Source organism: Mesorhizobium sp. M1338 (assembly GCF_040318045.1).
Lineage (GTDB): Bacteria > Pseudomonadota > Alphaproteobacteria > Rhizobiales > Rhizobiaceae > Mesorhizobium.
The window spans coordinates 166,519-185,515 of sequence record NZ_JAMYLL010000002.1 but is presented as its reverse complement, the minus strand read 5'-3'; the positions used below and the strand labels follow the sequence as shown (position 1 = coordinate 185,515).

Genomic DNA, 18,997 nt, shown 5'->3' with positions numbered 1-18,997 from the left:
CTAGCTCGTCCTGTCCAACCGGTCGCGCAGCATGCTCCAGCCGAGCAACATGTTGGGCGCATGCCGCAGCATGGCGTGGAACGGGATCGGCGCCGGCGGCGCGAAGGGCAGCGGCAGGTCGCGGGCGTCGGTTCCAAAGGCCCAGTCGGCCAGCACCTTGCCCATTGCCGTCGTCATGGCGATGCCACGGCCGTTGCAGGCACGACCGGCGATCAGGCCGGGACCGAGGTCGATCAGATGCGGAAGGAAATCCGGTTCGACCGCGGCCATTCCCGACCAGCTATAGGCGAGCGGTGGCAGGTCAGGCAGACCGAGATGCCGGCCAAGCCTTCGCCAGATCGTCTGCGGTACACGCGTGTCGGCGCCGGCGCCGAGTATATGCATGCCGCCGCTGATCAGCCGGTTTTCGGCGTCGAAGCGGAAGGTGAACAGATTGCGCCTGGTGTCGCCGACGCCTTGCCCGCCGGGAAGCAACCGGCTGCGTACTTCACGAGGCAGTGGCGCTGTCGCGATCTGGAAGACTTTCAGCGGGAAATAGGTTCGCTGCAATGACGGATCGAGGGACCAGCCATAGGCGTTGGTGGCGATCAACACCTTGGCGGCGCGCACCGATCCCGCCGGCGTTTTCAGCATCCAACCATCGGCGATGCGATCGACCGAAGTGACGCGCGTCCGCTCGAAGATATTCGCGCCGGCTTTCTCCGCCGCATCGGCGAGCCCGCGCGCGTACTCAACCGGATTGAGCACGCCGCCAGAATGATCCATCCAGCCGCCGGCATAGCCCGGCACGCCCGTCAGTGCCTCGACATCCTGCCGATCCAATGTGACTGCCGGCCGGCCACGCCGTGCCCATTGCCCGGCACGTGACTTGACCTTCTCGAAGGCCGCAGGCGAATGCGCCGGCTGGATCCATCCGCTCTGCACCGCGTCGCAGTCGATGCCATGCTGCCGGATCAGGCGGAACACCAGATCGGCGCTGCCGGCGGCGAAATCGATCAGCCTTTCGCCGCGCGAAGGCCCGAGATGGGCCAGTATGTCGGCCGGGTCCATCTTGGCGAAGTTCGGCACGACGAAGCCGGCATTCCTGCCCGTCGCGCCCCAGGCGATGATTTCGGCTTCGAGAACGGCGACGGAAAGGCCTTTCTCGGCGGCGTGCAGCGCGGTTGAAAGGCCGGAAAAGCCGCCGCCGACGATGGCGAGATCGACATCGACCCCGCCTTGCAGCGCCGGCCGCTCGCGGCGATTGCGGCTGACCGCATGCCAGAGCGAAGCGTCATGGGCTTCCTGCCGGACCACGGCATTCATGACCCGGAACTGCTCTTGGCCTGAGCGATCTTCGCCCGCTTGCCGAACCATGGCCGCCGCGGCCTGTCGCCGAACAGGCCGTTTGGCCGGATCAGCAGGATGACGCAGAGCATGACGCCGATGGCGGCGATCTGCAGCGCGGCGGCGCGCGCCTGCTGTTCGGGCGGGAACAGCACGCTGGTCAACGTGCCCGATCCTGCCCATATCGCCCAGACCAGGATGCTACCGATGACGGCGCCAAGATTGCTGCCCGAGCCGCCGACGATCAGCATCACCCAGACCTGGAAGGTCAGGATCGGCAGGTAATTGTCAGGCGCGATGAAGCCGGTGAAATGCGCCTGCAGCGCGCCGGCCAGCGCCATGATCGCGCCACCGACGGCAAAGGCCTGGACGCGGTAGAAACGAGCGCTTTTGCCAAGTGAGATCGCCGCCCGCTCGTCCTCGCGCAGTGCCTTCAGCACGCGTCCCCATGGGCTGCGCGACAGATGCTCCAAAGCGAGATAGGCGATCAGCGTCACGGCCGAGACGACGGCGAGGTTCGACAGGTTGAACAGCAGCGGCGTCTCGGCCAGGCCGCCGAAGGGGCGCGGAATGAAGCCGATGCCGAATGGGCCGCCGGTCAGTTTCTGCGCGTTGAGCGCGACCAGTTGCACGACGACGGCAACGCCAAAGGTAGTGATCGCCAGATAGTCGGACCTGAGCCGCAGCGTCGCCATGCCGGTAAGGGCCGCGGCGATGCCGCCGACGACCATGGCGCCCGCCCAGCCGGCAAGGATCGGCAGGCCGAAGCCGCCAAGCCGTGCGGCGTCGTCCGGTGTCGTCAGCAACGCGGATGTATAGGCGCCGATGGCGACGAAGCCGGCGAGGCCGACATTGAACAGGCCGGTCAGCCCCCATTGCAAATTGAGCCCCAGCGTGACCAGCGAAAAGATCAGCGCGGTGGTCAGGAAGAAGGCGCCGTAGCCAAGCAGGTCCATCAGCGTTCCCTCACACCAAACAGGCCGATCGGCCGCACGAACAGCACCGCCATCAGGATGATGAAGGAGATCGCGGCGCGCCATTCGGCGCCGATCAATTGCACCGCGCCGGCTTCGGCCAGCCCGATGATCAGACCGCCGAGCACCGCGCCCGGGATGCTGCCGATGCCGCCGAGAATGGCGGCGGCAAACATCGGCAGCAGCATGTCGAAACCCATGAACGGGCGGATCTGCACCAGAATGCCGATCATCACGCCGGCCACGCAGGCGAGCGCGCCGCCGATGACCCAGGTGACGCGTACCACGCTGGCGACGTCGATGCCGACGATGCGGGCCAGTGCCGCGTTCTGGCTCAGGGCCTGCATCGAGCGGCCGGTCTGCGTGCGCGTCATCAACAGATGCACGCCGAGCACCAACACGGCGGTCAACAGCAAAAGCGCGATCTGGTCGGGCGTGATGCGGATGCCGAATCCGACCGGCATGGCGATCTGGATCGCCCGGCTGAAATAGGTCGGCCGCGAGCTGAAGGTGAATTCGAGCAGGCTTCTCAGCGCCATCGAGGCGCCGAAGCTCGCCATCACCACGATGATCGCCTGGCCTTGCGAGCGAAGCCGCGCGAACAGCACCTTGTCGAGCAGCAGCGCCAGGAGGGCGGTGAAGGCCATGCCGGCGATCAGCGCGACAATGAGCGGCCAGCCGAAGGACAACGGCGCGATCGGCGTCACCTTGCCGAAGGTCGCGCCGATGGCGCTGACGACGGCCAATGTCGCATAGGTGCCCCAGGCCATGAAATCGCCATGGGCGAAGTTCGAGAAGCGCAGGATCGAATAGGTGAGCGTCACGCCGATCGCGCCCAAGCCGATCATCGAGCCCGTCAAAAGTCCGTCGACGACAAATTGCAGGCTCATTCCCCACCTCCTGCATCGGACTTGCGAGGGCGCTGGCCCAGATAGAGCTCGGCGACGACCGGATCGTTCCACAGTTCGGAGGCGACGCCCTCGTGCCGGTCCTTGCCCTCGACCAGCACATAGGCGCGGTCGCCGATGGCAAGCGCTGCCTTTGCATTCTGTTCGACCAAAAGGATGGTGACGCCGGATTTACGGATGCCGGCCAGCATCTCGAACACCATCGAGACGAATTTCGGCGACAGGCCGGCCGACGGCTCGTCCAGCACCAGCACCTTGGGGTGGACGATCAGCGCCCGTGCGACGGCGAGCATCTGCCGCTGCCCGCCTGAAAGGTTGCCGGCGGCGGTCCGCCGCTGGCGGATGAGGTCAGGGAAGGCCGCATACATCTCCTCGATGCGGGCGGGGATTTCGCGCCGCTCGAGGATGCCGCAGGCGACTTTCAGATTGTCCTCGACCGACATCAGCGGGAAGATGTTTTCGGTCTGTGGTACGAACGCCAGGCCGAGCCGCACCATGGTGTGGGCCGGCGCGGCAGTGATGTCCTTGCCGTCCAGAAGCACGGTGCCACGAGTGATCGGGACGAGGCCGGCGATCGCCTTGATGAAGCTCGACTTGCCGGCGCCGTTGGGGCCGAGCACGACGACGATCTCGCCCTTGCCGACGGTGATCGAGGCGCCGCGCACGATCGGCACGCCGGGCTCGTAGCCGGCTTCGAGATCGCGGACATCGAGGACGGTCGCGCTCATGCGGTGCCTCCGAGATAGACCTCGATGACGCGTGGGTCGCGGGCGACCTGTTCCGCCGTGCCTTCGCTGAGCAACTGGCCGCTCGCCATGACCAGGACGCGATGGCAGAGCCGTGTCACCATGTCGATGTTGTGCTCGATGAGTAGGAAGGTGATGCCTCGCGCATTGATATCGCGGATGCGGTCGATGATGACTTCGAGCAGCGTTGCGTTGACACCCGCCGCCGGTTCGTCGAGCAGAATGATCGCCGGATCGGCCATCATGACGCGGGCGAGTTCGAGCAGCTTGCGCTGGCCGCCGGAAAGCACGCGCGCCGGCTCATGCGCGAGATGGGTGAGGGTGACGAGCTCCAGCAGTTCGAGCGCCTTTGTCCTGGCTGCCCGTTCCTGCGCCGCCACGCGCCATGGGGTGACGAAATTGGCGAGCAGCCTTTCGCCGGCCTGGCCCTGTGCCGCCAGCATGATGTTTTCGATCAGCGTCAGGTTGGGCAGCGGGCGCGGGATCTGAAATGTGCGGCCAAGGCCTCGACCGATGCGCAGATGCGCGGCTTCGCCCGAGACAGGCGTGCCATTGAGCAGGATCTCGCCGCCGGTCGGCAGGATGCTGCCGGCGAGCAGATCGAACATCGTCGTCTTGCCGGCGCCGTTCGGGCCGATGAGACCGAGGATTTCTCCAGCCCTGACGTCGAACGAGACATCGTTGACGGCGACGAGGCCGCCGAACCGCCTGACGACGTTCCTTGCCGTCAGAACCGGAGCGCGGGTTTCTTGCCCTTGCCGTCTGGTTGCCTCGCTCATCAAATCCTCTGGCCGAAGACGATCGTTGCCGTCTCCTGATTATTGATTTGTGATCACACTTGCTTTGATCACGCTATTCGGCTTTAATTTCGTCCGCAAGCCGAAAACCGGCTAAAAACGGGATTCCATGCAAAAGACTGCCACCGAAAAGAACAACGAGGCGATCGCGGCTCAACTGGCGCCGGTCGGCCGCGAAACGGTGCAGGATCGTGTCTATTCCGAACTGCGCCGTGCCCTGATTGGCGGCCTGTTCGAACCAAGCCAGGTGCTGACCATCCGTGGCCTGGCCGATGCGCTGGTCACCTCGACCATGCCGGTGCGCGAGGCGCTCGGCCGGCTGATCACGGAAAAGGCGCTGGAGGCGCTGCCCAACCGCTCGGTGCGCGTGCCGCCGATCACGCTGGAGCGCCTCGACGATCTCTTGCGCGCCCGCATCCTGATCGAGGGCGAGGCGATCGCGCTGGCAGCCGCCCGCATGGGTCCGCGCCAGATCGCCACCATCGAAACCATTCTCGGCGAATGGGACGAGATGCGGGCGCTGAAACACAAGAAGGACGTCGATCGCGAAGTGACGCTCAACCAGAGCTTTCACTTCGAGATCTACCGCTCCTGCGGCTCGGCCGTGCTGATCCCGATGATCGAGAGCCTGTGGCTGCAATCGGGCCCCTGCATCCGTGTCGCCATCTACGCCTTCTCGGAAGCCGGCGAGGTCGACACCGCCCAGTATCACCGCCGCATCGTCACGGCGCTGTCCACGCAGGATGCGCAGGCGGCGCGTGAATCGCTGGTCGCCGACATCAGCCGACCCTTCACCTTCCTGCGCAGCAAGCTGCAGGCTGTCGCCGCGAAAGACCAGACATGACCTCCATCAGGATCACCGAGCCGCGCTCGCAGCTTTCCGTGACTGCGCTCCTGCTGCCCGAGAAGGCGCCGGAGAACGCCGCCTTCCTCTCGGCGTACCTCGGCACGCCACGTGTCGTCCCTGGCATCCATGCGATGTGGACAGGGCCGGAAATCTCCTGTCCGGTTCCGGCGGCCGATCTCGAGGGCCAGGCCTATGCCAGGCCGTTGCCGGCCGAGAACGCCACGCTGACACCGCAGCCCGGCGACATCGTGTTGTCCTATGTGCCGCCGCGCATGTGGGGCGGCAACCCCAACGCGATCTTCGACATCGGCCTCTACTACGGGCAGGGCGCGCGGCTGCTGTTTCCGATCGGCTGGCTCGCCGGCAGCGTGGTGGCGCAAGTGCGCGCCGAAGAGCGTGATCAGTTCGCCGCCGCATGTGGGGTGATCCGGCGCAATGGCGCCTGCGACGTCACCTTCAGCCTGGTGGAGGCCTGAAATGGCCGACGACAGTTTCGAGCTGTTCGACCTTCGCGTCGAGGCGGTCATTCCTGAGGGCAAACCGATCTATTGCGGCGCCAAGGCCGGCGACTATTTCGAGCTCAAGGGCGAGATGCTGTCGATGCCGGCAGGGCAGGGATTTTCGATCTATTCGCTCGCCGCCGTGCTGCCGCTGCTGGCGGCGAAGCAGCGCCCTACCCACGCGAACGACTGGATGACCTCTGACGCCGAGATCGCTTGTCCCGACCCCAATTGCGCCAGCCGGCTCCGGATCGTCAGGGTGGCCAAGCGGCGGTTCAGCCATGCCGAGACCACGGCCGTGCCGCTGCCGAAGGAGGATGACCTGACATGATCGCCAAGTCCTTCGAACTCGGCCCCGGCTATACAATCTCGCGCGTCATCCGCGGCGGCTGGCAGCTGGCCGGCGGCCACGGCGCCATCGACCGCGGCCAAGCAGTTGCCGATCTGATCGCCACCTTCGATGCCGGCATCTGGACCTATGATTGCGCCGACATCTACACCGGTGTCGAGGAGCTCATTGGCGTGGCGCGCCTGCGGCTGGCCAGCGAGCGCGGCCTCGACGTCGCGGCCAGGATGAAGGTGCACACCAAGCTGGTGCCCGACCTCGAACGGCTGGCCAGCATCAGCCGAGACTATATCAGGGGGATCGTCGACCAATCGCTGCGGCGGCTCAAGACCGAGCGGCTCGATCTCGTGCAGTTCCACTGGTGGGACTATGACCAGCCCCGCTATGTCGAGGCGATGGGCTGGCTCGACGAGCTTCGGCTGGAAGGCAAGGTGCGCAATCTCGGCACCACCAATTTCGACACGCCGCGGCTTGCCGAAATCCTCGCCGCCGGCATCCCGCTGGTCAGCCAGCAACTGCAATATTCTGTGCTCGATCAGCGGCCGGGCAACAGCCTGGCGGCACTGGCAAAACAGAACGGCGTCAGCTTCCTCTGCTACGGCTCCGTCGCCGGCGGCTTCCTCAGCGACAAATGGCTCGGTGCGGCCGAGCCCGCCACGCCGCTCGAAAACCGTTCGCTGGTCAAATACAAGCTGATCATCGACGATTTCGGCGGCTGGGACCTATTCCAGCACCTGCTTCAGGCGCTGAAGGCCGTTGGCGACCGCCACGGCGTTGACATCGCCACCATCGCCAGCGCCTGGGTGCTGGAGCAGCCGCAAGTGGCGGCTGTCATCGTCGGCGCCCGCAACCAGGCGCATGCGCTGGCCAATGCGAAAATCATGGACGTTGCGCTCGACGCCGATGACCGGGCACGGATTGCTACCGTCATCGCACAAGGCACCGGCCTCGAGGGAGACGTCTACACGCTGGAGCGCGACCGTCACGGCCGCCACGGCTCGATCATGCACTACAACCTCAATGCGGGGAAGAAATGAGCGGCGAACCCTCCCTGTTTTCACGCGCCAGCGCCGAGGTCATCGACCTGCATCGCTTCTTCGTCGACTGGTTCGTCGCCGCGCGAGCCAACACGGTGGACTTCGGCCGCTTCGAACGCGCCATGGGCGAAGACCTCAGCATGGTGGCACCGAACGGGCAGGTCCTCGATCGCGAAGCGATCGTCGACCATGTCCGCTCAAGCCGCGCCTCTTGCGACGACGGTTTTGCCATTTCGATCGAGGACATCCGGCCCGGCTGGCAGGACGCGGACACGATCGTCGTCCTTTACGTCGAGGCACAGCTGCGCGGCGGCAAGCACAGCCGCCGCCAGTCGAGTGCCGTCTTCACCACCAGTTCATCGGCGCCCAACGGGGTCGAATGGCGACATCTGCATGAAACCTGGCTGCAGGTGCCGGAACGCTGAAACAGGCTCCAGAGATCAAATACAGTTGAGTAACGAAAGGGGAACAACAATGACAAAGACGATACTTCAACTCACCACGGCACTTGCTCTCGTGACGATGGCGGGTGCGGCACAGGCCGCGGATTGCAAGATCACCGTCGGCCTCGTCATGGAGCTGACCGGCCCGGCCGGCGAATACGGCCAGGCTGGCGCCAAGTCGGTCGAGATGGCCTTCCGCGACATCAACGACGCCGGCGGTGTGCGCGGCTGCGATCTCGTCACCGACACGCGCGACAGCCAGAGCCAGGGCAACATCGCGGTCGACGCCGCCACCCAGCTGGTTCAGGTCAAGAAAGTGCCTGTGATCATCGGCGGCATCATCTCGTCGGTGTCGATCCCGATCCTGACCTCTGTGACCGCACCCGCCAAGATCGTCCAGGTGTCGCCCGCGTCCTCCTCGCCGACGCTGACGGCGCTCGGCCGCGATGGCAAGACCAACGGCATCTTCTTCCGCACCATCACCTCGGATGCGCTGCAGGGCGTCGCCGCCGCCAAATACGCCGTCGACAAGGGTTTTAAGAAGCTGTCGGTCATCCACGTCAACAACGATTTCGGCGTCAACATGGTGGCCGAATTCTCGCGTGCCTACAAAGCGCTCGGCGGCACCATCGTCTCCGACACGCCTTACAACGAGAAGCAGTCGAGCTATGCCTCGGAAGTCACGGCGGCGATGGCAGGCGAACCGGACGGGCTCTATCTCGTCAGCACGCCGGTCGACGGCGCAACGGTTGCCCGCACCTGGATTTCGCAAGGCGGCGTGCAGAAGTTCCTGCTCAATGACGGCATGAACAGCCCGGACTTCATCGAGTCGGTAGGCGCCGATTATCTGAAGGAAGCTTACGGCACGTCATCCGGCACCAGCCCGACCGCCTCGACGGAGTATTTCACCAAGAACTACAAGGAATTCTCCGGCATCGAACCGTCCAATCCGGCGGCTGACCGTTCCTATGATGCGGGCGCCATCGTTGGCCTTGCCATCGCCATTGCCGGCTCGGAGGACCCGGCCAAGATCAAGGACGCGATGTACAAGGCGGTCGATCCGGCCGGCACGCCGATCTTTGCAGGCAAGGAAGAGTTCGCCAAGGCGCTCGGCCTGATCAAGGACGGCAAGCCGATCCGCTACGAAGGCGTCATCGGCCCTGTCGCCTTCGACAAATATGGCGACATCACCGGCCCGTTCCGGCTGTGGAAGATCGTCGACGGCAAGGTAACGACCGACGGGGAAATGACCACCGACGATGTCAACGCCCTGCAGGCGAAACTTCAGTAAGACAACCCTATTTTCCGGTATCGATCACGACCTCATCGTGATCGATACCGGACGATTGTCCTGTTCTGCATTACCCACGGATACGGACGACGTCGCTTTGCGTGGGCGAGCGTTTGACCGGCAGGCGATCATGGATAGGATCGGCCGATGTCGCCTGAAATCCAACAGCTCCTATCTGCGCTCGGCGACCGGCTGGGTGCGGGCGGCGTGCTCGCCGGCCCGGATGTGGATCAGCGCTATCGCGACGATCCCGACGGCAAGCTCGGCACGCTTCCCGAAGCGGTGCTGCGCCCGCGCGACACCCAGGGTGTGGCGGCGGCACTCGCCGCATGCAACGATCTCGGCCAGCCGGTTGTGGTGCAGGGCGGACGCACCAGCCTGGCGGGCGCCGCGCGTGTTCAGCCGAGCGAGGTCGTGCTGTCGCTGGAGCGCATGACCGGCCTCGCAGTTCCGGATCGCCAGGCTGCCAGCATCGTTGCCGAAGCGGGCGCGACGCTGCAGGCGGTGCAGGAGGCGGCCGACGGCGCCGGGCTGATGTTCGGCGTCGATATCGGCGCGCGCGGCTCCGCGACGATCGGCGGCAACATCGCCACCAATGCCGGCGGCATCCGTGTGCTGCGTTATGGCATGTACCGCGCTCAGGTTCTGGGCGTGGAAGCCGTGCTTGCCGATGGCAGCGTGCTGACTTCGCTCAAGGGCCTGCCCAAGGACAATTCCGGCTACGATCTCGGCCAGCTCTTCATCGGCTCGGAAGGAACCCTCGGCGTCGTCACGCGCGCCGCGCTCAGGCTGCATCCCAAACCGGCGTCCGAGGTCAACGCTTTCTGCGCGCTCTCCTCGCTCGATGCGGCGATCGCGCTGCTTGGCCTGCTGCGGCAAAAGCTCGGCCCACTGCTGTCCGCCTATGAAGTCAACTTCGCACCGCTCTATGACGTCATGGTCGCCAGCATGGCCATGCCGGTGCCGCTGCCGGTGGGCTCGTCCGTCTATGTGCTGGCCGAAATCCAGGGCAGCGAGCCCGAGCGCGACGGCGAGCGCTTCGCCGAGGTGTTGATGCAGGCGGTCGAGGACGGTGTCATCGACGATGTGGTCGTCTCGCAGTCGCCGCGCGAATTCCGGGCGCTGTGGGACGTGCGGGAAGACGCCAATCGCATCCTGTTCTCGATCAAGGGTCTGATCGGCGTCGACATCAGCATCCCGCTGGCCCGCATGGGAGCGTTCCTGCAAGCGGCGGACGCCGCCATCCATGCCGTCGACCCCAACGCCGATATCTATGTCTTCGGCCATCTCGGCGACGGCAATCTGCACTACCAGGTCCGCACGGTCGATCCTGCGGCGGCATATGAGATCGTCTATCGCGGCGTCGCGTCGGCCGGCGGCGGCGTTTCGGCCGAACATGGTATCGGTCTCGACAAGAAGAAGTGGCTGCATCTGGTCCGAAGTGACGCCGAGATCGCCACGATGCGGCGGCTGAAGGCAGCACTCGACCCCAGAAACATCCTCAATCCGGGACGGGTCTTCGACCTCAACCCAACCGCCTTCTCCCGATGACGATTGCCCGGTAACTCAGGTCCGTTCCGTCGCGACTTGCCTGGGGATGAGAAAGCGGGCGGCAAGCACGCAGAGCAGCACGGTGAACATCAGGATCAGCGCCACCAGCGCATTGATGTCGGGTGAGAAGCCAAGCCGCATCATCGCCCACAGCCTGACCGGCAATGTGCTTTGGGTGCCGGTGACCAGGATGGTGATCATCGTCGAACGACAGGGCGAAGGCCAGGATCGCGCCGCCGACGTGACCCTTGACGTTCGTGCTGTGCTGAAAGATTTTTATCGCTGGCGGCAAAAAGGATCCGTCGTGGACTGGCTGCGCCCCTCGGATCAGGCGGCGATCAACAGCCGCGATGCCGGCGCCATGGCCTGCTTCCCGCTGGTTCCCTACTCCAATCGCATAAGGGGCGGCCGGTTCGCATTCGCGGGCCGCACCGTCGAGCTGCCGACCAGCTCCGACGATCCGCACCATGAGCATGGCCATGGCTGGCGTCGGCCATGGACGGTCGTGCGGCACGAAGCCAGCACCACAGTCCTATCCTATCGCCATGCCGCCGATTCCTGGCCGTGGAGCTATGAAGCAAGGCAAGCGATCTCGCTGGTCGATGGCGGGCTGGTTATTGCCCTTTCGCTGCGCAACCTCTCGGACATGCCGATGCCGGCAGGCTTCGGGCTGCATCCCTATTTCCCGTCGACACCGTGGACGCATGTCCAGGCGCGGGTGTCCGGCATGTGGGAGACCGATGCGGAAATCCTGCCCACCCGGCACGTCCTGCCTCCCGCTGGCTCCAACCCGACCACGGGCTTCGGCGTGTCGGAGACGGACCTCGACACGGTCTTCACCGGATGGGCGCGCCACGCTCGGATTTCCTGGCCGGAGCATGGGCGGCAGCTGGACATCGAGGCCGAGGCCCCACTCGATTTCCTCGTCCTCTACGCCGCCCGGCGAGCCGTTCTTTTGCGCCGAGCCGGTCAGCAACATCACCGACGCCTTCAACTGCAGGGGTGACGCGGGCATCGATACCGGATGCATCGTGCTGGCACCCGGGCAGATGCGATCCGCAAGCGTTCGCTTCACGCCGTCGCAGGCGGTCTGATCGCCCATGTCGAACCGCCCAATGCGAGGCCGGATCAGAATGGGTAGTGCTGGCCCGGATCCTCGATCGTCACCCAGCGCAAATCGGTGAATTCGGCGATCGAGGCCTTGCCGCCGAAGCGGCCATAGCCCGAACCCTTGACGCCGCCGAACGGCATCTGTGCCTCGTCGCCGACGGTCGGACCGTTGATGTGGCAGATGCCGGCCTCGATGCGCGCGGCAACCGCCATGGCACGCTTGATGTCGCGGCTGAACACGGCTGACGACAGGCCGTACTCGGTGTCGTTGGCGACACGCACGGCTTCGTCCTCGCTCTTGACCCGGATCACCGGCTTGACCGGCCCGAAGGACTCTTCCGAATAGACGCGCATGGCCGGCGTGACGTGGTCGAGCAGCGTCGCTTCGACCACGGTGCCGGTGCGCTTGCCGCCAGCCACCAGTTTGGCGCCTTTGCCGACCGCGTCGGCGACCAACTCCTCCATCTTGTCGGCGGCCTGGCTGCTGATCAGCGAGCCCAGCACGACATGGCCGCGCGGGTCACCCGCCGGCAGTTGTGAGGCGCGGGCCGCCAGCTTGGAAACGAATTCATCGGCGACCTTCTCATCGACGATCAGGCGCTCGGTCGACATGCAGATCTGACCCTGATGCATGAAGGCGCCGAAGGTGGCCGCGTTGACCGCGGCGTCGATGTCGGCATCGTCCAGCACCAGCAGCGGTGCCTTGCCGCCGAGTTCGAGCAGCGCCGGCTTCAGGTGCCGGCCGGCGAGTTCGGCGATGATCCTGCCTACCTTGGTCGAACCGGTGAAATTGACACGCTTGACCGAGGGATGCGCGACCAGCGCCTCGACAATGCCGGCGGCATCCCTGGGATCGTTGGTGACGACATTGATGACGCCCTTGGGCAGGCCGGCCTCGACCAGCACCTGGCCGATCAGCCGGTGCGTGCCGGGGCACATTTCGGATGCTTTCAGCACAACGGTGTTGCCGCAGGCGATCGGCATCGCGATGGCGCGGGTGCCGAGTATGACCGGTGCGTTCCACGGCGCGATGCCGAGGCACACGCCGGCGGGCTGGCGGATCGCCATGGCCAGCGTGCCCGGCTTGTCGGACGGAATGATCTCGCCCGAGATCTGCGTCGTCATCGCCGCCGCCTCACGCAGCATGTTGACCGCCAGCATGACGTTGAATCCGGCCCAGGGACCAGTCGCTCCCGTCTCTTCCATCATCAGCCGGGTGAACTCGCCGACCTTGGAGGCCATGACGTCAGCAGCCTTCGACAGCAAGGCGCGGCGCTCGCCGGGCCCGGTTTTCGACCACGCCGGAAAGGCGGCCGCGGCGGCTTCGACCGCGGCATTGGCATCGGCAATGCTCGCTGCCGCGGCACGCGTCGCCAGTTTGCCGGTGAACGGGTCCATGCGCTCGTAGGACGCCGCACCCGAGGCTGCCCGTTCGCCACCGTCGATCAGAAGTCCGATATCCATTGGAGTCTCCACTGCTCCGATTGGAGCTGCTGATTGAGGTTTAGAAGCCCAGCACTTCGGCATTGATCGATGCTTCGAGGCCGCCATCGACCGGCACATTGGCGCCGTTGACCCAGCGCGCTCCGTCCGAGCACAGGAACAGCACCACTGGGGCGATATCGCCCGATGTGCCGGCGCGCCCGACCCTTGCAATGTCGCTGTCGACGCGGGCGTCGCCGAGCACGGTGCGGAACTGCTTCAGGATCGGCGTTTCGACAGGCCCCGGGCTCACCGCATTGACGCGGATGCCACGGCTCTTGAACAGATCCTGATGCGCGGCGCGGAAAGTCCACAGCAAGAGCAGTTCCTTTGAAACGGGATAGCCTTCCTCGTTCTTCACCTGGTGGTTGGCGACGACCTTGGCGACATCAGGGAAGCCTTCGATGCCGACCATCGAGGCGGCGCGATTGAGATTGGCGCGCCAGCCATAGCCGGCGATGGAGGCGACGTTGACGATGGCACCGCCCTCGCGGATTTTTGGCGCGAGGCCTTCCGAAAGTGCCCGCAGCCCGAAGAAGTTGACGGCCAGCGTCGACGCCGCGCCAGTGTTGCCGGAGAGGCCGGCGACATTGCAGAGCGCGTCGAGGCGCTGCGGCAGACGCGCGATGAGATCATCGACGCCCGCCTTCGACGAGATGTCGGCCTTGACGAAGCTGCCGACCGCTGCGGCTGGTTCTCGAACATCGACGCCGATCACGTCGGCGCCGAGCTGGCCGGCAAGTTCCGCCGTGCGCGCGCCGATGCCTGAGGCGACGCCGGTGATGAGGATCGTCTTGCCGAAAAGCATGGTCATGCCTTCTCCCGATGTGTCGTGGCTTGTTGTGGCGCAGGCGTCGCATCGCCATCGGTTGAGAGCCTGACGCGATAGCCGACCGGCAGCAGGCGGAGCCCAAAGCGCTCCTCGATCGTCCCCCACAGTCCGCGCGGCAGGAAAAGCGAGAACAGCACGGCGGTGGCGCCAAGCCCGATCAGGTACCAGACGCCGGTGCCGCCGAACCAGGTCTCGATGAGGAAGAACAGCAGCGCGCCTAAAATGGCGCCCTCGAAAGTGCCGATGCCGCCGACCAGCACCATGAAAATCATGTAGGCGGTCCACTGAACGTTGAAATAGGTCTTCGGCTGGAAGGTGATCGAGGTCGCCAGCCACAGCGCGCCGGCAATGCCGATGCCGAAGGCGGCAAGCACGAACAGCAGCCGCTTGGTGCCGGTGACGCGCACGCCGACCGATGCGGCGGCATCCTCATTGTCGCGGATCGCCCGGATGGCGGCACCTGTGCTGCCGCGCAGCAGGCCAAACAGGATGGCGAGCAGGGCGGTCATCGAGGCCAGCGCCAGCCAGTAGATCGCTGCCCGCCTGGCACCCGCGTCGTAGGCGTTGAGCGAGATCAGCGATGTGCCGGTTTCGCCCTGCACCAGCCGGTCGAGATTGACCAGAAGATGCGTCAGCGCCGCGATCACCCACATGCCGATAGCGAACTCGCCATTCCTCAGCCGCAGCATGAACAGCGAGAGCGGCCAGGAGACGGCGCCAACGACAATTCCAGAGGCGAAGAGCGCGAGGAACGGGTTGAGGCCGGCATCGGCGAGCCGGATGGCGAAATAGGCGCCGAGCCCGAAGAACACCTGCTGACCGACCGAGACCAGGCCGCCGAAGCCGGCCAGCGCGTTCCACATAGCCGCCAGGATCACATAGATGAACAGCGCGGTCATCCGGTCGACAGCGCCGTTCGACAGGAACTGTGGTGCAATCGCTAGCAGCGCGATGACCAGCGCGACCGCAATCGCGGCGATCCGCGACGTCGCTGTGCCGCGCTTGATGACCGGTGAGGCCGAGACGGCGCTCATAACGCGCTCCGGGATGGCAGGCGTAACAGGCCGCGCAGGCCGAGGCTCGACGTGGAGAGCCGCACGAACAGGACGATCAGGAATGCGACATGGCCGCCGATCAGAAACCCTTGCGGATGCACCTGCGCACCGAGCGTCTGGGCAAGCGCCAGCACGATGCCGCCGATCAGCGTTCCCCACAGCGAACCGGCGCCGCCGATCACCGCGGCCTCGAAGGCGAACAGCAATTGCGGCGCGCCGGCATAGGGATCGAAGGTGGCGCGCATGCCAAGGAACGCTCCGGCAAGGCCGACCGTGACCATGGCGATGGCAGCGGCGATGGCATTGGCGCGGCGTGCATCGACGCCGACCAGGCCGGCAGTGTCCGGGTCCTCCGATGTAGCGCGGATCGAGCGGCCAAGCCTTGTGCGGGTCAGGAACAATTGCAGCCCGCCCAGCAGGATGACGGCGGTGGCAAACATGATCACGGCGAGCTTGCCGACATAGATGCTGCCCGGCCATTCCCAGGAATCATAGGACAGGCTGCCGATATAGGGCGCCAGCGAGCGGGTATCGGCGCCGAACTGCTCGAACAGCAGATTGTCGATGACGATGGCGAGGCCAAACGTCGTCAGGATCGGCAGCAGCGCGCCGCCGCGCGCGCTGCGCTCGAGCAGGAAGCGCTGCAGCGCCCAGCCGATCGCCGCCATCAAGGGCAGGACGATGAGCAGGCCGACAAAGGGCGAGATGTGGAACCGCGAGGCAAGCCACCACAGCGCATAGGCAGCAAATACGGCAAGACTCCCATGGGCGAGGTTGATGATGCGCATCACCGAAAACATGAACGACAGGCCGCAGGCGATCAGCGCGTAGTAGCCGCCAAGAAGGATACCCTGGATGATCTGGTTGCTCATACGGGAACGCTCCCGGGGCTTTTCCGGTGCAGGCCGAAATAGGCTTTCGTCACCTCCTCGCGCGAAACCGCCTTGCTCGGCCCTTCCAGCGCGACACGCCCTTCGAGCATGCAGATGACCCTGTCGGAGACCGCGAGCGCCCGATTGAGATCCTGCTCGACGAGGATGATCGTGGTGCCGGAGGCGATCAGCCCTTGTAGGGCGGAGTAGACGCGGTCGACGATCAGCGGCGACAGGCCAAGCGAGACCTCGTCGAGCAGCAGTACGTCGGGATTGCTCATCAGCGCGCGGCCGATCGCCGTCGCCTGCTGTTCGCCGCCAGAGAGGTGGCCCGTCTTGGCATGGCGGCGTGGCTTCAGATTGGGAAACATTTCCAGCACCTTGTCGACGCTCCAGTCGCCCGGCCGGCCGGCGGTCTTGCCCAGCAGAAGGTTTTCCTCGACCGTCATCCGCACGAACAGTTTTCGCCCCTCCGGCACCAGTGCGATGCCCATGCCGACGCGTTTGTGCGATGGCACATCGGTCAGGTCGGTGCCGTCCAGCAGCACGCGGCCGGCAGCCGGCTGGTGGGCGCCGGCGATTGCCCTCAGCAGCGTCGTCTTGCCGGCGCCGTTGGCGCCGACCAGTGCCAGCGTCTCGCCGCGTTCGATGCCGAAGCTGACGCCGCGCACCGCTTGCAGCAGGCCGTGCCGGACAACCAGGTTCTCGACCGCAAGCAGGCTCATTTAGGGCCTCCGCCGAGATAGGCGCGTACGACCTCGGGGTCGGCCATCACTGTTTGCGGGTCGCCGTCGGCGATGATCCTGCCGGCGTCCATGCAGATCAGCCGCTCGGCCACCTGCAGGAGAATGTGGACGATGTGCTCGATCCAGACGATGCCGATCTTGCGCCGGCGCAATTCCTTGATCGTGTCGACCAGTTCGCCGGCTTCGCCGTCGGTCAGTCCGCCGCCGATCTCGTCCAGCAAAAGCAGCGTCGGTCTGGCCGCCAGCGCGCGCGCCAGTTCCAGCCGCTTGCGGTCGAGCAGCCCGAGCGTTTCGGCACGCCGGTTGGCGACACCGAGCATGCCGCACAGTTTCAGCGAGCCGAGCGCTTCCTCATAGGCCTCGTCGCGGCCGAGGCCCGCGCCATGCGAGGCGGCGACGAAGACATTCTCGAAGGTGGTCATGCCGCTGAACGGTTTCGGCACCTGGTGCGTGCGCACTAGGCCAAGCCGGCAGCGCTGCGTCGCCGTCAGCGGCGTCACGTCGCTGTCCTTGAAGCTGACCGTGCCCGAGCTTGGTGGAAAGGCCCCGGCCAGCACGCTGAGCAGAGTGGTCTTGCCGGCGCCGTTCGGGCCGACAATGCCGACCGCCTCGTCCGCGGCCATGGTGAAGTCGACCGCATCCAGCACCACAAGCGCGCCGAAGCGCTTGTGGATACCGGCGGCAGCGAGGATCGCCTGTTGTTGCGGATGGGTCACCAGGCGATCCTCAGCGGTCCATCAGCCGTTGTAAGGCAAAAGTTTGGCTTCGACAGGCACGTTGGGGTCGGTGGCATTCTCGGTCACGACGTAGTCAAGCGGGAACTTGGCTCCTTCCTTGGCGGCGACCCATTGCGTGCCGATGATCGGGCCGGGCGAGACATTAGCCACGGGCCCGCTGGTGAAATCGACCTTGCCGACCATCGTCTCGGTCTTGAGCGTGCTCAGCGCCTTGGCCACCGCCGCCTTGTCCTTGGCGTCGGTGCTTGCCTTCAGGGCTTCAAAGCCGGCGTCGAGCAAGGACATCGAGGCGCCGAGCTGCTGCGTCCACTGCTTGCCGCTGGCCGCCTCGTAGCCGTCGGCCAGCTCGGTTCCTGAAACGCCGGTCAGCGGCGACTTGTAGGGGAAGGCCTTGTGCCAGTAAGCGGCGCTCGAAATCTTCACGCCGAGATCGCCGAGCGCCTCGATGTCGGAAGGGAACAGCCCGGTCTTGGCGACCTGGCAGATCTTGATCTGCTTGGTCAGGCCCTGCTGTCCCGCCTGGCGCCAGAACGCCGCGAAATCCGGCGGGATCGGGAACGAGTTGAAGATCTCGACGCCTTCCTGCTTGAACAGCGCGATCTGGGAGGAATAGTCGGTGGTGCCGGTCTCATAGGCGCCGGGATCGACAATGGTGAAACCTTGCTTGGCCAGCAGCGGCGCCAAATGGGCGCGGATGGCATTGCCATCGGCATCGTTGGGATACATGACGCCGACCTTCTTGTTGGTCTCGATCAGGTTCCATTGCGAGATATAGGCCTTGAAGAACTCGCCGACGCCGAAGCCGAAATGATAGGTCCACTTGAACGGCGAGGGCGCATCGGGCTTGGCGCCACGGCCGAAATACCAGGCTTCCCACGGCATGACCGTCGACAGGCACGGCACGCCGGCGGCCTCGCAGGCATCGGCCACCGGATTGATCACCTCGGGTGTCGACACCGCCAGCATGAGGTCGATGGCCTGGTTGTTGATCAGATCCTTGGCCAGCTGACCCGCGCGGGAGGGATCCGATTGCGTGTCCTGGTCGAGGATTTCGACGCTGTATTTCTTGCCGCCGATGTCGAGGCCGCCGGCCAGCGCCTTGCGGGCCAGGTCGAGCACATAGCCGTCGGTCTGGCCGAAGCCGGCGAGCGGCCCGGTGCGCGGGCTGACGAAGCCGACCTTGAGCGTGTCGCCGGCCTGGGCAAAGGCGCCGCGGCCGCCAAGCGTGAGAGCTGCGCCGCCAGCGATCGAGGTGGCGATGAACTGGCGCCGGGAAATGCCTGGAATACTGGATTTGCTGCCGATAGCGTGAGTCATACGTTCCTCCCTCTGTGCTCCTCAGTCGTCACAGTGCACCAGCGGTTTGGTTCGGTAAAATGATATTTTGCGGTGTTTCG

21 protein-coding genes are annotated in these 18,997 nt (G+C 65.4%); 8 read left to right on the top strand and 13 right to left on the bottom strand.

Annotation, left to right across the window (positions count from 1 at the left end; translation table 11 throughout):
- From NKH19_RS02855 to NKH19_RS02835, 5 genes are read right to left on the bottom strand one after another with little or no spacing between them, the layout of a single operon-like run.
- Complete coding sequence (locus NKH19_RS02855) at positions 1–1,305, bottom strand: NAD(P)/FAD-dependent oxidoreductase (protein WP_352981722.1); 1,305 nt, start codon at positions 1,303–1,305, stop codon at positions 1–3.
- Entirely contained in the window at positions 1,302–2,285 is a 984-nt protein-coding gene (locus tag NKH19_RS02850) for a branched-chain amino acid ABC transporter permease (RefSeq protein ID WP_352981871.1), read from the bottom strand. Before NKH19_RS02850 ends, NKH19_RS02855 begins: the two co-directional genes overlap by 4 nt.
- Positions 2,282–3,190, bottom strand: coding sequence for a branched-chain amino acid ABC transporter permease (locus tag NKH19_RS02845; RefSeq protein WP_352981721.1), 909 nt, complete (start codon positions 3,188–3,190; stop codon positions 2,282–2,284). Before NKH19_RS02845 ends, NKH19_RS02850 begins: the two co-directional genes overlap by 4 nt.
- Positions 3,187–3,936: an ABC transporter ATP-binding protein gene (locus tag NKH19_RS02840; RefSeq protein ID WP_352981720.1), complete on the bottom strand. Its 750-nt coding sequence runs from the start codon at positions 3,934–3,936 to the stop codon at positions 3,187–3,189. Before NKH19_RS02840 ends, NKH19_RS02845 begins: the two co-directional genes overlap by 4 nt.
- The gene (locus NKH19_RS02835) at positions 3,933–4,733 is read right to left on the bottom strand and encodes an ABC transporter ATP-binding protein (RefSeq protein ID WP_352981719.1); all 801 of its coding nucleotides are present in this window, start codon (positions 4,731–4,733) and stop codon (positions 3,933–3,935) included. The genes NKH19_RS02840 and NKH19_RS02835 overlap by 4 nt, the downstream gene beginning before the upstream one ends.
- A gap of 127 nt (positions 4,734–4,860) precedes the next feature.
- On the opposite strand from NKH19_RS02835, the gene NKH19_RS02830 reads away from it, so the two are divergent.
- The 7 genes from NKH19_RS02830 (at position 4,861) to NKH19_RS02800 (ending at position 10,766) form a co-directional block, all read left to right on the top strand.
- Complete coding sequence (locus tag NKH19_RS02830) at positions 4,861–5,595, top strand: GntR family transcriptional regulator (RefSeq protein ID WP_352981718.1); 735 nt, start codon at positions 4,861–4,863, stop codon at positions 5,593–5,595.
- A complete protein-coding gene (locus NKH19_RS02825) occupies positions 5,592–6,074 on the top strand; it encodes a DUF3830 family protein (RefSeq protein ID WP_352981717.1) in 483 nt (160 codons plus the stop codon). The genes NKH19_RS02830 and NKH19_RS02825 overlap by 4 nt, the downstream gene beginning before the upstream one ends.
- Position 6,075: 1 nt before the next feature.
- Positions 6,076–6,429 (top strand): TIGR04076 family protein, encoded by a 354-nt coding sequence (locus NKH19_RS02820; RefSeq protein ID WP_352875647.1) that lies wholly within the window; start codon positions 6,076–6,078, stop codon positions 6,427–6,429.
- Positions 6,426–7,481 (top strand): aldo/keto reductase, encoded by a 1,056-nt coding sequence (locus NKH19_RS02815; RefSeq protein WP_352981716.1) that lies wholly within the window; start codon positions 6,426–6,428, stop codon positions 7,479–7,481. The genes NKH19_RS02820 and NKH19_RS02815 overlap by 4 nt, the downstream gene beginning before the upstream one ends.
- The gene (locus NKH19_RS02810) at positions 7,478–7,906 is read left to right on the top strand and encodes a DUF4440 domain-containing protein (RefSeq protein WP_352968101.1); all 429 of its coding nucleotides are present in this window, start codon (positions 7,478–7,480) and stop codon (positions 7,904–7,906) included. The genes NKH19_RS02815 and NKH19_RS02810 overlap by 4 nt, the downstream gene beginning before the upstream one ends.
- Before the next feature lie 49 nt (positions 7,907–7,955).
- A complete protein-coding gene (locus NKH19_RS02805; protein WP_352981715.1) occupies positions 7,956–9,215 on the top strand; it encodes an ABC transporter substrate-binding protein in 1,260 nt (419 codons plus the stop codon).
- A 147-nt stretch (positions 9,216–9,362) separates the two neighbouring features.
- A complete protein-coding gene (locus NKH19_RS02800; protein WP_352981714.1) occupies positions 9,363–10,766 on the top strand; it encodes an FAD-binding oxidoreductase in 1,404 nt (467 codons plus the stop codon).
- A 15-nt stretch (positions 10,767–10,781) separates the two neighbouring features.
- Here NKH19_RS02800 and NKH19_RS02795 read toward each other — a convergent pair whose 3' ends face one another.
- On the bottom strand, positions 10,782–10,967 hold the full coding sequence (locus tag NKH19_RS02795) for a hypothetical protein (RefSeq protein WP_352981713.1): 186 nt from the start codon (positions 10,965–10,967) through the stop codon (positions 10,782–10,784).
- Between NKH19_RS02795 and NKH19_RS02790 the strand changes: the two genes are divergently transcribed.
- Entirely contained in the window at positions 10,957–11,772 is an 816-nt protein-coding gene (locus NKH19_RS02790) for an aldose 1-epimerase (protein WP_352981712.1), read from the top strand. The genes NKH19_RS02795 and NKH19_RS02790 overlap by 11 nt on opposite strands.
- A 122-nt stretch (positions 11,773–11,894) precedes the next feature.
- On the opposite strand, the gene NKH19_RS02785 is transcribed toward NKH19_RS02790, so the two are convergent.
- Genes NKH19_RS02785 through NKH19_RS02755 form a run of 7 tightly spaced genes read right to left on the bottom strand, consistent with a single transcriptional unit; the run spans position 11,895 to position 18,917 of the window.
- Entirely contained in the window at positions 11,895–13,340 is a 1,446-nt protein-coding gene (locus NKH19_RS02785; protein WP_352981711.1) for an aldehyde dehydrogenase, read from the bottom strand.
- 40 nt (positions 13,341–13,380) lie between these two features.
- Complete coding sequence (locus tag NKH19_RS02780; protein ID WP_352981870.1) at positions 13,381–14,166, bottom strand: coniferyl-alcohol dehydrogenase; 786 nt, start codon at positions 14,164–14,166, stop codon at positions 13,381–13,383.
- A gap of 2 nt (positions 14,167–14,168) precedes the next feature.
- Complete coding sequence (locus NKH19_RS02775) at positions 14,169–15,224, bottom strand: branched-chain amino acid ABC transporter permease (protein WP_352981710.1); 1,056 nt, start codon at positions 15,222–15,224, stop codon at positions 14,169–14,171.
- Positions 15,221–16,117: a branched-chain amino acid ABC transporter permease gene (locus NKH19_RS02770; RefSeq protein WP_352981709.1), complete on the bottom strand. Its 897-nt coding sequence runs from the start codon at positions 16,115–16,117 to the stop codon at positions 15,221–15,223. The genes NKH19_RS02775 and NKH19_RS02770 overlap by 4 nt, the downstream gene beginning before the upstream one ends.
- Positions 16,114–16,842 carry an ABC transporter ATP-binding protein gene (locus NKH19_RS02765; protein ID WP_352981708.1) on the bottom strand — a complete coding sequence of 243 codons (729 nt, stop codon included), beginning with the start codon at positions 16,840–16,842 and terminating at the stop codon, positions 16,114–16,116. The genes NKH19_RS02770 and NKH19_RS02765 overlap by 4 nt, the downstream gene beginning before the upstream one ends.
- Entirely contained in the window at positions 16,839–17,582 is a 744-nt protein-coding gene (locus NKH19_RS02760) for an ABC transporter ATP-binding protein (protein WP_352981869.1), read from the bottom strand. Before NKH19_RS02760 ends, NKH19_RS02765 begins: the two co-directional genes overlap by 4 nt.
- An 18-nt stretch (positions 17,583–17,600) precedes the next feature.
- Positions 17,601–18,917 carry an ABC transporter substrate-binding protein gene (locus NKH19_RS02755; protein ID WP_352981707.1) on the bottom strand — a complete coding sequence of 439 codons (1,317 nt, stop codon included), beginning with the start codon at positions 18,915–18,917 and terminating at the stop codon, positions 17,601–17,603.
- Positions 18,918–18,997 lie beyond the last annotated feature (80 nt).

Excerpts from the sequence above, each read along its gene's own strand:
- NKH19_RS02855 (WP_352981722.1), bottom strand. The coding sequence starts at position 1,305 with ATGAATGCCGTGGTCCGGCAGGAAGCCCATGACGCTTCGCTCTGGCAT.
- NKH19_RS02845 (WP_352981721.1), bottom strand. The coding sequence starts at position 3,190 with ATGAGCCTGCAATTTGTCGTCGACGGACTTTTGACGGGCTCGATGATC.
- NKH19_RS02840 (WP_352981720.1), bottom strand. The coding sequence starts at position 3,936 with ATGAGCGCGACCGTCCTCGATGTCCGCGATCTCGAAGCCGGCTACGAG.
- NKH19_RS02835 (WP_352981719.1), bottom strand. The coding sequence starts at position 4,733 with ATGAGCGAGGCAACCAGACGGCAAGGGCAAGAAACCCGCGCTCCGGTT.
- NKH19_RS02830 (WP_352981718.1), top strand. The coding sequence starts at position 4,861 with ATGCAAAAGACTGCCACCGAAAAGAACAACGAGGCGATCGCGGCTCAA.
- NKH19_RS02825 (WP_352981717.1), top strand. The coding sequence starts at position 5,592 with ATGACCTCCATCAGGATCACCGAGCCGCGCTCGCAGCTTTCCGTGACT.
- NKH19_RS02820 (WP_352875647.1), top strand. The coding sequence starts at position 6,076 with ATGGCCGACGACAGTTTCGAGCTGTTCGACCTTCGCGTCGAGGCGGTC.
- NKH19_RS02815 (WP_352981716.1), top strand. The coding sequence starts at position 6,426 with ATGATCGCCAAGTCCTTCGAACTCGGCCCCGGCTATACAATCTCGCGC.
- NKH19_RS02810 (WP_352968101.1), top strand. The coding sequence starts at position 7,478 with ATGAGCGGCGAACCCTCCCTGTTTTCACGCGCCAGCGCCGAGGTCATC.
- NKH19_RS02805 (WP_352981715.1), top strand. The coding sequence starts at position 7,956 with ATGACAAAGACGATACTTCAACTCACCACGGCACTTGCTCTCGTGACG.
- NKH19_RS02800 (WP_352981714.1), top strand. The coding sequence starts at position 9,363 with ATGTCGCCTGAAATCCAACAGCTCCTATCTGCGCTCGGCGACCGGCTG.
- NKH19_RS02790 (WP_352981712.1), top strand. The coding sequence starts at position 10,957 with ATGGTGATCATCGTCGAACGACAGGGCGAAGGCCAGGATCGCGCCGCC.
- NKH19_RS02795 (WP_352981713.1), bottom strand. The coding sequence starts at position 10,967 with ATGATCACCATCCTGGTCACCGGCACCCAAAGCACATTGCCGGTCAGG.
- NKH19_RS02785 (WP_352981711.1), bottom strand. The coding sequence starts at position 13,340 with ATGGATATCGGACTTCTGATCGACGGTGGCGAACGGGCAGCCTCGGGT.
- NKH19_RS02780 (WP_352981870.1), bottom strand. The coding sequence starts at position 14,166 with ATGCTTTTCGGCAAGACGATCCTCATCACCGGCGTCGCCTCAGGCATC.
- NKH19_RS02775 (WP_352981710.1), bottom strand. The coding sequence starts at position 15,224 with ATGAGCGCCGTCTCGGCCTCACCGGTCATCAAGCGCGGCACAGCGACG.
- NKH19_RS02770 (WP_352981709.1), bottom strand. The coding sequence starts at position 16,117 with ATGAGCAACCAGATCATCCAGGGTATCCTTCTTGGCGGCTACTACGCG.
- NKH19_RS02765 (WP_352981708.1), bottom strand. The coding sequence starts at position 16,842 with ATGAGCCTGCTTGCGGTCGAGAACCTGGTTGTCCGGCACGGCCTGCTG.
- NKH19_RS02755 (WP_352981707.1), bottom strand. The coding sequence starts at position 18,917 with ATGACTCACGCTATCGGCAGCAAATCCAGTATTCCAGGCATTTCCCGG.